Origin of the sequence: Stappia sp. MMSF_3263, from assembly GCF_030733745.1 — a bacterium.
Classification (GTDB): Bacteria; Pseudomonadota; Alphaproteobacteria; order Rhizobiales; family Stappiaceae; genus Stappia.
The window spans coordinates 169,806-185,767 of record NZ_JASHIK010000004.1 but is presented as its reverse complement, the minus strand read 5'-3'; the positions used below and the strand labels follow the sequence as shown (position 1 = coordinate 185,767).

Sequence of the window (15,962 nt, the reverse complement as noted above, 5' to 3'; positions counted from 1 at the left end):
TCCGGTCAGAGCGCCTCGGCGCCCGAGATGATTTCGATCAGCTCCTTGGTGATCTGAGCCTGCCGCTGACGGTTGTAGTTGAGCGTCAGCTTGTTGATCATGTCACCAGCGTTGCGTGTGGCGTTGTCCATCGCGCTCATGCGCGCGCCCTGCTCGGAAGCCGCATTCTCGAGAAGACCCCGGAAGATCTGTACCGAGATGTTGCGCGGGAGGAGATCCTCGAGAATCTCCGCCTCGTCGGGCTCGTACTCGTAGACCGCGTCAAGCTCCGCTGCCTCGCCGAATATCGCCGGGATGAGCTGCTGTGCCGTCGGCACCTGGCTGATCACGGACTGGAACCGGGCATAAAAGAGCGTGCAGACGTCGAACTCGCCTTCTTCGAACATTTGCCGGACGAGATCGCCGATCTCGTCCGCGTTCTCGAAGGCGACCCGCTTGACGTGGCGAAGCTCGATCGTCTTGACGATGTGAGCGCCCATGTCGCGCTTCAAGGAATCGAAGCCCTTCTTGCCGACACAGACGATCTTGACCGTCTTGCCCTGCGCGATCAGCGACTTCGCCCGCTCGCGCGCCAGCTTGGCGATCGAGGAGTTGAAGCCGCCGCATAGACCGCGCTCGGCGGTGGCGACGAGAAGCAGATGCACATCGTCCTTGCCGGTACCGGCAAGGAGCTGCGGTGCGTCGTCGCGTCCCTCGAAGGCGCTGGCAAGATTGGCCAGCACTGCTTCCATGCGTTCCGCATAGGGCCGCGCGGCCTCGGCCGCCTCCTGCGCACGACGCAGTTTCGCCGCGGCCACCATCTGCATGGCCTTGGTGATCTTCTGCGTCGCCTTCACGGAGGCGATCCGGTTTCGTAAATCCTTCAGGCTCGGCATGGCCGCCCCTTGTCCCGGTTGCCGTCAGTCACACGTCAGGCGAAGTTCTTCAGGAACGTCTCGATAACCGCCTTCAGGCGGCCTTCGAGCTCGTCGTCCAGCGCCTTCTTCTCCCAGATCGCATCTAGGAGGTCGGCATGTTCGCCGCGCAGGTTGAGCAGCAGGCCTTCCTCGAAGGCCTTCACCTTGTCCAGCGGCAGCTTGTCCAGGTAACCATTGACGCCGGCATAGATCACGGCGACCTGTTCCTGGGTCTTCAGCGGCTGGAACTGCCCCTGCTTCAGAAGCTCGGTCAGTCGCGCTCCACGGTTCAGCAGACGCTGGGTCGTGGCATCGAGGTCCGAACCGAACTGGGCGAACGCCGCCATCTCGCGATACTGGGCGAGCTCGCCCTTGATCTTGCCGGCAACCTGCTTCATCGCCTTGATCTGGGCGGACGAGCCCACGCGCGACACCGACAGACCGACGTTCACCGCCGGGCGGATGCCCTGGAAGAACAGATCCGTCTCAAGGAAGATCTGGCCATCGGTGATCGAGATCACGTTGGTCGGAATGAAGGCCGAAACGTCGTTGCCCTGGGTCTCGATGACCGGCAGCGCGGTCAGCGAACCGGACCCGTTGGCCTCGTTCAGCTTGGCCGAGCGCTCGAGCAGGCGAGAGTGCAGGTAGAACACGTCGCCCGGGAAGGCTTCACGCCCCGGCGGACGGCGGAGAAGGAGCGACATCTGGCGATAGGCCACGGCCTGCTTGGTCAGATCGTCGTAACCGATCACGGCATGCATGCCGTTGTCGCGGAAATACTCGCCAATGGCAGTGCCCGCGAACGGCGCCAGGAACTGCAGCGGCGCCGCATCCGACGCGGTGGCCGCGACAATCACCGAGTACTCCAAGGCGCCCGATTCCTCGAGCTGCTTCACGAACTGGGCGACGGTGGAGCGCTTCTGGCCAACAGCGACGTAGATGCAATAGAGCTTCTCGCCCTCATTGTCCGTCGCGTGCATCGGCTTCTGGTTGAGGAAAGTATCCAGAATGATGGCGGTCTTGCCGGTCTGGCGATCACCGATTACCAACTCGCGCTGGCCACGGCCGACCGGGATCAGGGCATCGATGGCCTTGAGACCGGTCGACATCGGCTCGTGCACGCCCTTGCGCGGCAGAATGCCAGGTGCCTTGACATCGACGCGGCGCATCTCGGCGCCCTCGATCGGCCCCTTGCCGTCGAGAGGCTGGCCGAGCGGATCGACGACGCGGCCGAGAAGGCCCTTGCCGACCGGGATCTCCACGATGGCGCCGGTCCGCTTGACCGTGTCGCCTTCCTTGATGTCACGATCGGACCCGAAAAGCACGATACCGACATTGTCGGTTTCAAGGTTGAGCGCCATGCCCTTGATGCCGCCCGGGAACTCGACCATCTCGCCGGCCTGAACCTGGTCGAGACCGTAGACGCGAGCGATACCGTCGCCCACCGAGAGCACCTGACCAACTTCCGTAATTTCGGCTTCCTTGCCGAAATTCTTGATCTGGTCCTTGAGGATGGCGGAGATTTCCGCTGCCCGAATATCCATCAGCCGACCTCTTTCATCGCGAACTTGAGGGAATTGAGTTTGGTCTTGAGCGAAGTATCGATCATCCGGCTGCCGACCTTGACGACAAGGCCGCCGATCAGCGCGGGATCGACCTTCGACGAAATCACCACCTTCTTGCCGGTCGCCGCATCGAGCGCTTTGGCAAGGGCAGAAAGCTGGGTGTCCGACAACGGCGCCGCCGAGGCGACCTCCGCCGGCACTTCCCCACGACGGCGCGCGAGATCCGCGCGGAACGCCTGGATCATGCCCGGAACGGCAAAGAGGCGCCGGTTCTTGGCCGCAAGCTTCAGGAAGCCGGCTGCTAGACCCGTCTGCCCCGCCTTGTCGAGAACCGCCGACAGCGCCTTGAGCTGTTCATCGGCGGAAAACACGGGGCTGGTCACGAGACGACGCAGGTCGGCGCTGTCCTGGAGCAGCTTCTCGAACGCATTCAGCGCGGTCTCGACCTCGGCGACGGAGCCCTGCTCCTCGGCCAAGTCGAGCAGCGCCGTTGCGTAACGGTGAGCCACACCTGAAATGAGAGATACGTTGTCGGTCACAGGGTCCGTGCTCTCTTAGGCAGGTTTGAGCCGGTGCGCCCAGCAGAGCTGATCGCAAGGCTTTGGAAAATCGTAACTTTCTCAGAAGCGGGAAACGCCAGTCAGCGCCTGTCCCGCAAAACCGCGCTTCGATTAGCACAGGCTTCACACCGGGGCAACATCGCCACGGGGTCCAAATGCCGCAATCCGGTCCGAAAAAGGTCAAACAGGCTTAAAAGCCGCAGGGCATCGGCGCAAGGTCCATCTGCGAGGAAGCGTCAGAAGAAGCTCTGCGGGTCGATGTCCACCTGCAGCCGAACACCGCCGGCAGGCTTGGGAAGCCGGGCCAACCAGCCCCTCAGCACGGCCTGCAGGTCGGTACCGCGAGGCGCCATGGCAAGCAGCCGGAACCGGTGACGCCCCCGGACAAGAGCCAGCGCCGCCTCGGCCGGCCCCAGGACGGTGATATCCCGGTCATGCGGGGTGGCACGGGCGACCTGCCGGGCATAATCTTGGGCTTTCGCCTTGTCGGGCCCCGACACGATGAGCGCGGCAAGCCGGCCGAACGGCGGCAGGCCGGCCACCCGCCGCGCCGCAATCTCCGCCTCGTAGAAGGCTGTGCTGTCACCGGATGCCAATGCCCGGATGACGGGATGCTCGGGTGCGTAGGTCTGGAGCAGGCCACGACCTCCGCCGCCGATGCGTCCGGCCCGGCCGGTGACCTGCGCCAGGAGCTGAAAGGTCCGCTCGGCCGCGCGCGGATCGCCGTTGGCAAGTCCAAGATCGGCATCGACGACCCCAACAAGGCGCATCAGCGGGAAATTGTGTCCCTTGGCGACAAGCTGCGTGCCCACGACGATATCCGCGCCCCCCTCCTCGATCACCCGCATCTCGCGCCTGAGCCTGTCCGGCCCGCCCTGCAGGTCGGAGGACAACACCAGCACCCGCGCCTGGGGGAAGAGTTCTGCGGCCTCTTCTGCGATCCGCTCCACGCCCGGACCGCATGCCACCAGCGACTGCGTGTCGCCGCAGGACGGACAATGGTCCGGGGTCGGCTCGCCATGGCCGCAGTGATGACAGGCCAGCCGTCCCCGGAAGCGGTGTTCGACAAGCCAGGCGCTGCAATTCGGGCACTGGAAGCGATGGCCGCAGGAACGGCACAATGTCAGGGGGGCGTAGCCACGGCGATTGAGGAAGAGCAGCGACTGCCCGCCCCCGGCAAGCGTTTCGGCCATCGCATGGCAGAGGGTCGGCGCAAGCCACCGTCCCCGCTCCGGGCCGTCCTGGCGCATGTCGACGATCGAGATCTCCGGCATCGGCGCACCGCTGGCGCGTTCCGGCAGCTCAAGCCTGGTGTAGCGCTGCTGGTCCGCGTTGACCCGACTTTCGACGGACGGGGTGGCCGAGGCGAGAATCACGGGGATCGCGGAAAGATGCCCGCGCACGACCGCCATATCCCTTGCGTTGTAAGGAACCCGGTCGTCCTGCTTGTAGGCGCCGTCATGCTCCTCGTCGACGATGATGACGCCGGGGTCGCGAAACGGCAGGAACAGCGCGGAACGGGCCCCGACAACGACACGGACATCGCCGGTGGCGACCCCGCGCCAAACCCTGGCGCGCTGGCGGGGGGTGACTTCAGAATGCCATTCGGCCGGTCGCACGGCAAACCGTTGCTCGAACCGTTTCAGAAAGGCGCTGGTCAAGGCGATTTCCGGGATGAGAACCAGCGCCTGCCTGCCCTGGCGCAGTGCCTCGGCGACCGCCTCGAAATAGACCTCGGTCTTGCCCGAACCCGTAACGCCGTCGATCAGGAAGGTTCGAAACCCCTTGCCGATACTCTCGACCAGCACCTCACCCGCACGGGCCTGCGCCGGGGTCAGTTTCGGTGCGTTCCAGTCCGGCTCGGGAAGCGGCGGGGGCGGTGCGGCGGGAAGCTCGACGACCTCCAGCGTGCCATGGGCAAGCAGCCCGTCGACAACCGAGGGACTGACGCCGGCGGCATGGGCAAGCCCGCTCTTGGTGAAGGCGAGACCCTCCTCGAGCAAGGCGAGAACGCGCTTTCGCGCCGGCGTGAGCCGGTCCGGCGGACCTCCACCCTCCGCCCTCCGGACGCCGGGCAGCGGCGGCTCGGCGACCAGCGCCTCCTCGGATCGCAAAACCATGCGCAGAACCATGCCGGGAGGTGCCAGTGTCCAGCTGGCGACCCAGTCGACAAAGGCACGCAGCGTGTCATCGAGCGGCGGCGCGTCCCGATAGACCTCGATGATGTCCTTCAGCCGCGAGGGCGCGATTCCATCGGCACCGGCAGGTGCGAGCGACCAGACGGCACCGGTCACCTCGCGGGGCCCGAGCGGAACGCGAACGATCGTCCCCGGGCGAACGCTCTCGCCGGCCGGCACTCGATAGCTGTAGGCGACATCAAGCGCCACCGGCAGCAGGACACGCGCGATCGTGGCGCCGCCGGCGCCCGCATTGTTGTTTCCGAACAGGTCCTGCCCGTTGCCCGCCGGCATCTTGTTCGCCCTCGTAACCTCGTATCCGCCGCGCCGGCTTCCGCCATCGGGCGCGAATCGGGACTGTCGTCGCGCGCCATCCTACGGTATGCAGACAGGCGCGGGCGACAGCGCTTGCCCGCGCCCTCGCGATTTCCGCGTCCGCCTTACGCCGCCTTTGCCGAAGGAGCCAGAGCCGTCATGAAATTCTTTGTCGACACCGCCGATACAGCAGACATCAAGGAGCTTGCCGCAACCGGACTGCTCGACGGTGTGACGACCAACCCGTCGCTCATCCTGAAGGCCGGCCGGCCCATGAAGGACGTTATCGCCGAGATCTGCGACCTGGTCGAAGGACCGGTTTCCGCGGAAGTTACCGCCACCGAAGCCGACGCGATGATCGCGGAAGGCCGCTCCCTGGCTGCCATCGCCGACAATATCGCGGTCAAGCTGCCGTTGACGCTGGACGGGCTGAAGGCCTGCCGCACGCTCACGGACGAAGGGCGCATGGTCAATGTCACGCTGTGCTTTTCGGCAAACCAGGCGCTGCTCGCCGCCAAGGCCGGCGCAAGCTTCATCTCGCCCTTTATCGGCCGGCTTGACGACATCAACATCGACGGCATGGACCTGATCCGGGAAATCCGCATCATTTATGACAATTACGGGTTCGAGACCGAAATTCTCGCCGCCTCGATCCGCAGCGCCAATCACGTCAAGGACTGCGCGCTGGTCGGCGCCGACGTCGCGACCGTGCCGCCTGCCGTGCTCAAGGGACTGGTCAAGCATCCCCTGACCGACAAGGGGCTCGAGCAGTTCCTTTCCGATTGGGCCAAGACCGGCCAGAGCATCCTGTAACCCTGCCGCACCGGCACTGGCGGGAGGCCGCGCCAGTGCCGACGGCATGCTAGGCTTGCACCATGAGCAATGGTGATTCCCTTCTCGTCCTGGCGAAGCCCGACATCAACGCGGCGATCGGCGACTGGCTGGATCAGCTCGGCTCGGAGCGGCGTCTTGCCGACAAGACGCTGGTCGCCTACGAACGCGACCTGCGCCAGTTCCTGCGCTTCCTCACCATGCATCTTGGCGAACCTCCGGCGATCGCCGATCTCGCGGAGTTGAAGCCGGCGGACTTTCGCGGCTTTCTCGCCGCGCGCCGCAAGACCGGCGCGGAAAGCCGGACACTCGCCCGCGGCCTTGCAGGGATCCGCTCCTTTCTGCGCTTTCTGGAGGCCCGCGGCCAGGTCAATGCCGCCGCGAGCGCCGCCATACGTGCCCCCCGTCAGCCGAAATCCCTGCCCAAGCCCGTCTCCGCCGGTGACGCCATGACGCTGGTCGATGCGGAGGCGAGCCTTGAGGAAGAGCCCTGGGTGGCGGCCAGAAACGCGGCGGTGCTGACACTTCTCTACGGTTGCGGACTGCGCATCTCGGAAGCCCTGTCGCTGACAGGAAAGACGGCTCCGCGACGGGGTACGCGAAGCCTTCGAATCGTCGGCAAGGGCGGGCGCGAGCGGGTCGTGCCGGTCCTGCCCGTCGTCTGCGACGCGGTCGATGCCTATCTGGCGCTGTGCCCACATGTTCCCGCCGCCGAGGGTCCCTTGTTCCTCGGGATTCGCGGGGGACCGCTCAATCCGCGCATCGTGCAACTGGCCATGGCGCGGGCGCGCCGGGCCCTGGGCCTGCCGGACAGCGCCACGCCGCATGCGTTGCGCCATTCCTTCGCCACGCACCTGCTGGCCGGCGGCGGCGATTTGCGGACCATCCAGGAACTGCTGGGACATGCCAGCCTGTCGACCACCCAGATCTACACCGAGGTCGACACGGCAAGACTGCTGGATGCCTATGACAAGGCCCATCCGCGCGGCGCGGGGCGGTCGCAATAGGGGAGCCCGATGCGGGTTCCGAAACCGCTTGCGGCATGGGCCTTTCCGGACAAGAATCATGCATGCCGATGATGCTGATTCTGTCCTTCATCGCCTTGCTTGTGTGCGCTCCGCTCTTCGCGACGGGCGCACAGGCTGAAGACCGTTGCCGCATCCCCGAGATCGGGCACTGGTACAATTCGGCCGCCCAGACCCAGCAGATCCGCCGCATCGAGATCGAGAGCCACTGTGCCGGTGGCGTCATCGTCTCGCGTATGCGCGCGTTCACCCGATGTGCACCGCGGGACTGCAAATGGGGCTGGACACCCGCGATCCGGCTGACCAACGGTCGCCTGATCGCCCGTTTCCCCGGCTTCTTCGGCGCGCGGGAGATCGAAATCATCTCGATGGGATCGCGCATCGAGGCGCTGGTGAAGATCGATTCGCACGATCCCAAAGTCGCCGACAGCTTCCACGCGGCAATCCTCACGCGGGAATAACGCCCCCGATCTTCAACGAATCACCACTGGCCGCAGCAGCATCGGCGCGCTAAACTAACGTAGCGTCTTCCTCGTCTCACGCGCCCTGCCCGAGGCACCGGACGACGCCAAGGTGCCGCTTCGGTTGGCGCCACGCCATGTCGAAACCGCCAGCGGCGGGTGCGGGTTTCCCACCGCCCGCCGCCAACAACGGAGAGGAACATGCGTATTCTAGCCGGACTGACGGGTCTTGTTGCCCTGGCCGCCTTTTCCACCGCGCCGGCCATCGCCGAGTGCAACTGGATGAAGACCTCCCAGAAGAAAATGAGCCCGGTTGCATCCACCGAGTTGCCGCAGACATCCCTGGCCACAAACGACCTGACGGACGAATTGGTGAAAGCCGGCCAGGCCGAGGCCCTCGATACGCCCGGCGAGGAACCTGACACGCAGCAGTGACAGGATGGTCACCGCTGTTTCGCAGATGATCCTGGCCCGCATACGCAAAAGGCCCGCGCCGTAAACGGCGCGGGCCTTTTGCCATTTGGCCGGCACCCGGCCCTCTGAGCAGGATCAGGCGTGGATCGGCTTGGCGAAGGCAGCCATCGCGGCTTCCTTGACGGCCTCGCTCATGGTGGGATGAGCATGGCAGGTGCGTGCCAGATCTTCCGAAGACCCGCCGAATTCCATCAGGACCGCGGCCTCGTGGATCATCTCGCCGGCGCCGTGGCCGAGAATATGCACACCCAGCACACGATCCGTCTCGGCATCGGCAAGCACCTTCACAAACCCCTCCGTATGCCCGGTTGCCTTGGCGCGGCCATTGGCGATGAACGCGAACTTGCCAACCTTGTAGGAGATGCCCTCGGCCTTCAGCGCCTCTTCCGTCTTGCCGACCTCGGCGACTTCCGGGCTGGTGTAGACCACGCCGGGGATGACGCCGTAATTCACGTGACCCGCCTGCCCTGCAAGGATCTCGGCGAGCGCGACGCCCTCGTCCTCAGCCTTGTGGGCAAGCATCGGCCCGGCAATCACGTCGCCGATGGCGTAGATGCCTGGCACGTTGGTCTGGTAGTGGCCGTCGGTCCTGACCCGGCCGCGATCGTCAAGCGCCACGCCCACCGCATCGAGCCCGAGGCCATCGGTGACCGGACGGCGGCCAATGGCGACCAGCACGACATCGGCCTCGAGCGTGCGCGCAGCCGCCTCTCCGCCAGCTGCCGGCTCGACGGTGACGGCAAGCTGCTTGCCCTTTTTCTCGACCGCGGTGACCTTCGACGAGAGATGGAATTCCATCCCCTGCTTCTTCAGCATCCGCTGGAAATTGCGGGACACGTCGCCATCCATCGGGCCGAGGATCTTGTCCATGAACTCGACGACAGTGACCTCGGCACCAAGCCGGCGCCAGACGGATCCGAGCTCGAGACCGATGACGCCGGCGCCGATGACGAGCAGCTTGCCGGGAACCTTGTCGAGTTCGAGCGCGCCTGTCGAGGAAACGATCTGCTTCTCGTCGATCTCGACACCGGGCAAGGGGGCAACGTCGGAGCCGGTCGCGATCACGATCGACTTCGCCTCGACAATCTGGGTCGAGCCGTCTTCCGCCTTCACCTCGACCTGGCCGGCCGCCAGGATCTTGCCGGTGCCGTGGAAGGCCGTCACCTTGTTCTTCTTGAACAGGAAGTCGATGCCGGTAACGTTGCCGTCCACGGTCTTCTGCTTGTGCCCCATCATCGCCTTGAGATCGAGCTTGGGCTTGCCGACCTTGATGCCGAAGCCCTCGAAGCTTTCCGCCGCTTCCTCGAAAAGTTCAGAGGTGTGCAGCAGAGCCTTGGAGGGAATGCAGCCGACGTTCAGGCAGGTGCCGCCATGTGTGGCACGTTTCTCCACAACCGCGACCTTGAGGCCAAGCTGGGCCGCCTTGATGGCGCAGACATAGCCCCCCGGTCCGGTGCCGATCACGACGAGATCAAACTGTGACATTGCATTCGCCTCTTGCTTTACGCGTTTCGGCGGCATGCGCCGCCGGATGGTGTCTCAGGGCAGGATCGAGCGGCCGCCGGACACGTCGAGAATCGCTCCCGTCGTGTAGCTTGCGGCATCGGACATCAGCCAGGCGATCGCCTCGGCACATTCCTCCGCTGTCCCGGCACGGCGCATGGGCAGGTCGGCGGCCATGCGGGCCGCACGGTCGGGATCGCCGCCCGAGCTGTGGATCTCGGTGTCGATAATCCCCGGACGCACGGCGTTGACCCTGATGCCTTCGCCCGCGACCTCCTTTGCCAGTCCCACCGTAAACGTATCGATGGCCCCCTTGGCGGCGGCATAATCAACATACTGATCGGGAGAACCGAGCTTGGCCGATGCCGACGACAGGTTGACGATGCTGCCGCCATCGCCGCCATGTGCGGTGGACATGCGCCTCACTGCTTCGCGGGCACAGACAATCGAGCCCAGCACGTTGATATCGAAGATGCGCCGAAGGCGCTCGAACGACATGTCGGTCACCCGGCAGGCCAGATCAACCACCCCGGCATTGTTTACCAGTCCGCGGAGCCGGCCGATCCGGTCGGCTTCCGCGAAAATGCGCAGGCAGTCATCTTCCGTGCCCACATCGGCACGAAGCGCGACAGCCTTGCCGCCCTGGCCGACGATCTCTGCAACCACCTCATCCGCGCGCCCGGCGCTGGAAACATAGGTCAGGAGCACCGTGGCGCCAGTGGAGGCCAGCCGGCGCGCGGCTGCGGCTCCGATCCCCCGGCTGCCGCCGGTTACCACGACGACGTCTTCAGCCATCATATCCCCCGAATGGATGCGTTACACATGACCGGTTATCGTTCGGAAAGGGCGAGCCGGATGCCGAACCCGGCGAAGGCCAGCGCCACTGTCCGGCTCAGCCAGGCCATGGCCCTCCGGCTTCCAAGGACGCGCGCGCCGAGCACGGCGGCAAACATCCCGTACCCGATGAACACGATCAGCGTGAGCGCCATGAAGACGCCGCCCATCTGCAGCACCTGCAGTGTTGCCGAACCGCCCTCCGCGTGGATGAACTGCGGCAGGAACGCCAGGAAGAAAAGCGACAGCTTGGGATTGAGCACGTTGATGAGAAAACCCGTCCGGGCCACCGCCCAAAGGCTGGGTGCGTTTGCCGAGCGTCCCACCAGTGCCATCGGACCAGCCTCCCTGAACGCCTGCCAGGCGAGATAGAGAAGGTAGGCCGCCCCCGCATATTTCAGGATCTGAAACAGAAGCGCACTGGCATGCAACAATGCCGCCAGACCCAGCGTCGAAGCCAAAAGCGCCGGCAGGATCCCGACCGTGCAACCAAAGGCCGCCGCAATCCCCTGGTGGCGGCCAAGCGCGAGGCCGGTCGCCACCGTGTAGACCACTCCGGTTCCGGGGATCAGGACCACGAGCAGGGCCGTGAGCAGGAATTCCAGACCCATGCGTGCGCCTCCCGATTCGCGGTCCCGTACCCGCCCGTTCCCGATCTAGAGGTCCAGGACGAGGCGCTGGATGTCTTCCAGGCTCTCCTTGACCCGAACGAGGAACGTCACGGCTTCCTTGCCATCGACGATCCGGTGGTCGTAGCTGAGCGCCAGATACATCATCGGCCGTGCCACGATCTGGCCGTCGACGACCATCGGCCGCTCCTGGATCTTGTGCATCCCCAGAATGCCCGACTGGGGCGCATTGAGGATCGGCGAGGACATCAGCGAGCCGTAGACACCGCCGTTGGAGATGGTGAAGGTGCCACCCGTCATGTCGGCCATGCCGAGCTTGCCGTCACGCGCCTTGCGGCCGAGATTGCCGATCTCCTGCTCGATCTGGGCGATCGACATCTGATCGGCATCGCGCACGACCGGGACGACAAGCCCCTTGTCGGTGCCCACGGCCACGCCGACATGGCAGTAATTCTTGTAGATGATGTCGGTGCCATCGATCTCGGCGTTCACCGCCGGGATTTCCTTCAGCGCATGGCAGACCGCCTTGGTGAAGAACCCCATGAAGCCGAGCTTGACGCCGTGCTTCTTCTCGAACAGGTCCTTGTACGTCTTCCGCAGCTCCATCACCGGGCCCATGTCCACCTCGTTATAGGTGGTCAGCATGGCCGCCGTGTTCTGAGCGTCCTTGAGGCGACGGGCGATGGTCTGGCGCAGCTTGGTCATGCGCACACGTTCCTCGCGCACGGCATCTTCCTCGCCGGACGGCGCGCGGGCCGCAGCCGGTGCGCTCGCCGCGGGCGCGTCCTGCGTCATGCCGGAAGCGACCGCTGCAATCACGTCCCCCTTCAGCACCTGGCCACGCTTGCCGGACCCGGCGACCTGGTCGGCGGCAACACCCTTCTCGGCCATCATCTTGGCGGCGGCAGGCGCCGGCGGCATCGAGGTGGCAGGATCGGCCTGGGCAGCGGCCGCGGGCTTCGCGGCCGGCGCGGCGGCAGCGCCGGCACCCACAGCGATCTTCAGCAGCAGCTGGCCCGGGGTGACCGTGTCACCCGTCGCGGCAGCAATCTCGGTCACGGTTCCGGCAACAGGTGCCGGTATTTCCTGGGCCGCCTTGTCGGTCTCCAGCTCTACGAGAATGTCGTCGGCCTTGACCTGCTGCCCGACCTTCACGAACCATTCGCCGACATCGGCTTCGGTCACGCTCTCGCCCGCCGACGGCACGACGACATCAACGGTTTCCGCCGAGGCGGGCGCCTTGGCCGGCGCTGCTTCCGTCTTCGCGGCCGCAGGCTTGGCCGGAGCCGCGCCGGCCCCCTCGCCTTCGTTGATCTGCCCGAGCAAGGTTCCGACCTCCACCGTGTCGCCTTCCTTGACCAGGATCTCGCCAAGCGTGCCGGATGCCGGCGCCGGCACCTCGACGGTTACCTTGTCGGTTTCGAGTTCGACGATCGGCTCATCGGCCGTCACCTGCTCGCCCGGCTTCTTGAACCACTGGGCAATCGTCGCTTCGGTCACGGATTCGCCGAGGGTGGGCACTCGAATTTCGGTCGCCATGGTCACAATCTCTTTCATTCGGTGGCTGCGCGAAGATCCCGGCTCTGCGCGCGCGAACGATGGGTTCTGGCATTTTCCCGGCCGAAGGCCGGGGAGAATGATGGCATCCCGCTCCCGGCACGAATACCGGGAGCGGGACAACCGGCTATGACTGGTCGGCAAATGCCTCGTCGAGGAATGCCTGCAGCTGGGCCGCATGCTTGGACATCAGGCCGGTCGCCGTCGCCGCCGACGCGGCACGCCCGATGTAGCGCGGGCGCGCATGCTTGGCGTCAATCTGGTTCAGGACCCACTCGAGGTAGGACTGAACGAAGAACCAGGAGCCCATGTTCTTCGGCTCTTCCTGACACCAGACAAAATCCGCGTCCTTGAACCGGGCAAGCTCGGTGACGAGCGCCTTGGTCGGGAACGGATAGAGCTGCTCGACGCGCAACAGGTAGACATCGTCGATGCCGCGCTTCTCACGCTCCTCGAACAGGTCGTAATAGACCTTGCCCGAGCACATGATCACCCGCCGGATCTTGTCGTCGGCCACCAGCTTGATGTCGCTGTAGCCCTCAAGCTGCGCATCGTCCCACAACAGCCGATGGAAGCTTGACCCGTCCGCGAACTCTTCCACCCGGCTGACCGCGCGCTTGTGGCGCAACAGCGACTTGGGCGTCATCAGGATCAGCGGCTTGCGGAAGTCGCGTTTCAGCTGGCGCCTCAGGATGTGGAAGTAGTTGGCCGGCGTGGTGCAGTTCGCCACCTGCATGTTGTCTTCCGCGCACATCTGCAGGAAGCGCTCGAGGCGCGCGGAGGAGTGCTCCGGCCCCTGCCCCTCATAGCCATGCGGCAGGAGACAGACGAGCCCCGACATGCGCAGCCACTTGCGCTCGCCAGACGACAGGAACTGGTCAAAGACGACCTGTGCGCCATTGGCGAAATCGCCGAACTGGGCTTCCCACAAGGTCAGCGCGCCCGGCTCCGTCAGCGTGTAGCCGTACTCGAAGCCGAGAACCGCCTCTTCGGAGAGCATCGAGTTGATGACTTCGTAGCGGGCCTGGCCCTCGCGCAGGTTGTTGAGCGGGATCAGCCGCGATTCGTCCTCCTGATCGTAGAGAACCGAATGACGCTGGGAGAACGTGCCGCGCTCGCAATCCTGGCCGGAGAGACGCACCGCATGTCCTTCCAGAAGCAGCGACCCGAAGGCCAGTGCCTCGGCGGTTGCCCAGTCGACACCTTCGCCGGTCTCGAACATCTTCTTCCGGTTGTCGAGGAAGCGGCGAATGGTCCGGTGAACGTTGAAACCCTCGGGAACCCTTGTCAGGGCCGCTCCGATTTCACGCACCTCCTCGATCGGCAGCCCGGTCTGGCCGCGGCGGGGATCGTCGAGATCCTGCGCCTGCTTCAGGCCCGACCACTTGCCGTCGAGCCAGTCGGCCTTGTTCGGCTTGTAGGCCTGTCCGGCCTCGAATTCCTCGTCCAGGCGCGCACGAACCTCGGCGCGCATGGCGTCGATTTCCTCGGCCGTCAGCACGCCGTCCTTGACCAGACGCTCCGAGTAGATCTGCAGCGTCGTCGGATGGCTGCGGATCTTGCGATACATGATCGGCTGGGTGAATGCCGGCTCGTCGGACTCGTTGTGGCCGAAGCGGCGGTAGCAGATCATGTCGATAACGACCGGCTTGCCGAAAAGCTGACGGAACTCGGTCGCGATCTTGGCCGCATAGACGACGGCTTCCGGATCGTCGCCGTTGCAATGGAAGATCGGCGCCTCGATCATCTTGGCCACATCCGAGGGATAGGGCGATGAGCGCGAGAACCGCGGATTGGTGGTGAAGCCGATCTGGTTGTTGATGATGACGTGGATCGAGCCGCCGGTGCGATGGCCGCGCAATGCCGAAAGCCCGAAACACTCCGCAACCACGCCCTGACCGGCGAACGCGGCATCGCCATGCAGCAGCAGCGGCAGCACCTTCGACCGGTCGACATCGGTCGTGTCCACCCACTTGCCGTCGACCGCCGACAACTGGTCCTGCTTGGCGCGGGCCTTGCCCAGGACCACCGGGTTGACGATCTCCAGATGCGACGGGTTCGCAGTCAGCGACAGGTGCACCTTGTTGCCGTCGAACTCGCGGTCCGAAGACGCGCCAAGGTGATACTTGACGTCACCGGAGCCTTCCACGTCGTCCGGCGTGAAGGACCCGCCCTTGAACTCGTGGAAAATCGCACGCAGCGGCTTGCCCATGACCTGGGAAAGCACGTTGAGACGGCCGCGATGGGCCATGCCGAGCACGATTTCCTGAACGCCGAGCGCGCCGCCACGCTTGATGATCTGCTCAAGCGCGGGCAGCAGGGCTTCGCCGCCGTCCAGGCCGAACCGCTTGGTGCCGGTGTACTTGATATCGAGGAACTTCTCGAAACCCTCGGCCTCGATCAGCTTGTTGAGGATCGCCTTCTTGCCCTTCGGGGTGAACTCGATCTCCTTGTCGGGACCCTCGATGCGCTCCTGGATCCAGGCCTTCTCGGCAGGATTCGAGATGTGCATGAACTCGACGCCAAGCGTCGAGCAATAGGTCCGCTTTAGGATATCGAGCATCTCGCGAATGGTCGCGAATTCCAGCCCGAGCATGTAGTCGATGAAGATCTTGCGATCCCAGTCGGCTTCGGTGAAGCCGTAGGAGGAGGGATGCAGTTCCTCGTGATCGAGCTGCTCCTTGAGGTGCAGCGGATCCAGGTCCCCGTGCAGATGGCCGCGCATGCGATAGGCGCGGATCATCATCAGCGCCCGAACCGAATCGCGCGTCTGCTGCTGGACGTCGGCATCGGTCAGCTGTTTGCCGCCCTTCTCCGCCTTCGCCTTCAGCTTGTCGCCAATCGCCTTCTCCACCGGCGCCCAGTTGCCGTCGAAGGCATTGACCAGATCGCCGTTGGCGGCCGGCGGCCAGTCGGGACGCTTCCAGGAGGCGCCGCGCGCCTCCTTCAGGACGTCCGACTTTTCATCGGCAAGGTTGGAGAAGAAATCTCGCCACGTCTCATCGAGAGAGCCGGGGTCTTCCTTGAAGCGCGCATAAAGATCTTCGATATACGCCGCGTTGCCGCCGTAAAGAAACGACGTCATCGCGAAAGCACTGTTCGCGTCCTGCCGAGCCATCACCATAGCGAGGTCTC

Annotated in this window: 13 protein-coding genes; 4 read left to right on the top strand and 9 right to left on the bottom strand. The window is 64.9% G+C overall.

Going from position 1 to position 15,962, the window contains the following annotated elements; all coding sequences use genetic code 11:
- Positions 1–5: 5 nt before the first annotated feature.
- The 4 genes from RBB46_RS06825 to RBB46_RS06810 all read right to left on the bottom strand — a co-directional run bounded on the left by RBB46_RS06825 (position 6) and on the right by RBB46_RS06810 (position 5,492).
- Positions 6–875, bottom strand: a complete 870-nt coding sequence (locus RBB46_RS06825; RefSeq protein ID WP_306028147.1) for a F0F1 ATP synthase subunit gamma — start codon at positions 873–875, stop codon at positions 6–8.
- Between the two features lie 35 nt (positions 876–910).
- Positions 911–2,440, bottom strand: coding sequence for a F0F1 ATP synthase subunit alpha (gene atpA, locus RBB46_RS06820; RefSeq protein ID WP_306028146.1), 1,530 nt, complete (start codon positions 2,438–2,440; stop codon positions 911–913).
- Positions 2,440–3,000, bottom strand: a complete 561-nt coding sequence (locus RBB46_RS06815; RefSeq protein ID WP_306028145.1) for a F0F1 ATP synthase subunit delta — start codon at positions 2,998–3,000, stop codon at positions 2,440–2,442. Before RBB46_RS06815 ends, atpA begins: the two co-directional genes overlap by 1 nt.
- Positions 3,001–3,257: 257 nt before the next feature.
- A complete protein-coding gene (locus tag RBB46_RS06810) occupies positions 3,258–5,492 on the bottom strand; it encodes a primosomal protein N' (RefSeq protein ID WP_306028144.1) in 2,235 nt (744 codons plus the stop codon).
- A 180-nt stretch (positions 5,493–5,672) separates the two neighbouring features.
- Here RBB46_RS06810 and fsa point away from each other — a divergent pair, with 180 nt between their 5' ends.
- The 4 genes from fsa to RBB46_RS06790 all read left to right on the top strand — a co-directional run bounded on the left by fsa (position 5,673) and on the right by RBB46_RS06790 (position 8,265).
- Positions 5,673–6,326 (top strand): fructose-6-phosphate aldolase, encoded by a 654-nt coding sequence (gene fsa, locus RBB46_RS06805; protein WP_306028143.1) that lies wholly within the window; start codon positions 5,673–5,675, stop codon positions 6,324–6,326.
- Positions 6,327–6,388: 62 nt separating this feature from the next.
- Complete coding sequence (locus RBB46_RS06800; RefSeq protein WP_306028142.1) at positions 6,389–7,351, top strand: tyrosine recombinase XerC; 963 nt, start codon at positions 6,389–6,391, stop codon at positions 7,349–7,351.
- Positions 7,352–7,413: 62 nt separating this feature from the next.
- Positions 7,414–7,830, top strand: a complete 417-nt coding sequence (locus tag RBB46_RS06795) for a hypothetical protein (RefSeq protein WP_306028141.1) — start codon at positions 7,414–7,416, stop codon at positions 7,828–7,830.
- Between the two features lie 201 nt (positions 7,831–8,031).
- A complete protein-coding gene (locus tag RBB46_RS06790) occupies positions 8,032–8,265 on the top strand; it encodes a hypothetical protein (RefSeq protein WP_306028140.1) in 234 nt (77 codons plus the stop codon).
- Positions 8,266–8,379: 114 nt separating this feature from the next.
- Here the strand turns inward: RBB46_RS06790 and lpdA are convergent, their stop codons facing one another.
- From lpdA to RBB46_RS06765, 5 genes are all read right to left on the bottom strand, one after another.
- Positions 8,380–9,789, bottom strand: coding sequence for a dihydrolipoyl dehydrogenase (lpdA, locus tag RBB46_RS06785; RefSeq protein WP_306028139.1), 1,410 nt, complete (start codon positions 9,787–9,789; stop codon positions 8,380–8,382).
- A 54-nt stretch (positions 9,790–9,843) separates the two neighbouring features.
- Positions 9,844–10,602, bottom strand: a complete 759-nt coding sequence (locus RBB46_RS06780) for an SDR family oxidoreductase (RefSeq protein WP_306028138.1) — start codon at positions 10,600–10,602, stop codon at positions 9,844–9,846.
- 35 nt (positions 10,603–10,637) lie between these two features.
- On the bottom strand, positions 10,638–11,252 hold the full coding sequence (locus RBB46_RS06775; RefSeq protein WP_306028137.1) for a LysE family translocator: 615 nt from the start codon (positions 11,250–11,252) through the stop codon (positions 10,638–10,640).
- A 45-nt stretch (positions 11,253–11,297) separates the two neighbouring features.
- Positions 11,298–12,809: a 2-oxoglutarate dehydrogenase complex dihydrolipoyllysine-residue succinyltransferase gene (odhB, locus tag RBB46_RS06770; RefSeq protein WP_306028136.1), complete on the bottom strand. Its 1,512-nt coding sequence runs from the start codon at positions 12,807–12,809 to the stop codon at positions 11,298–11,300.
- A 145-nt stretch (positions 12,810–12,954) separates the two neighbouring features.
- Positions 12,955–15,945, bottom strand: a complete 2,991-nt coding sequence (locus RBB46_RS06765) for a 2-oxoglutarate dehydrogenase E1 component (protein ID WP_306028229.1) — start codon at positions 15,943–15,945, stop codon at positions 12,955–12,957.
- Positions 15,946–15,962: the final 17 nt, after the last annotated feature.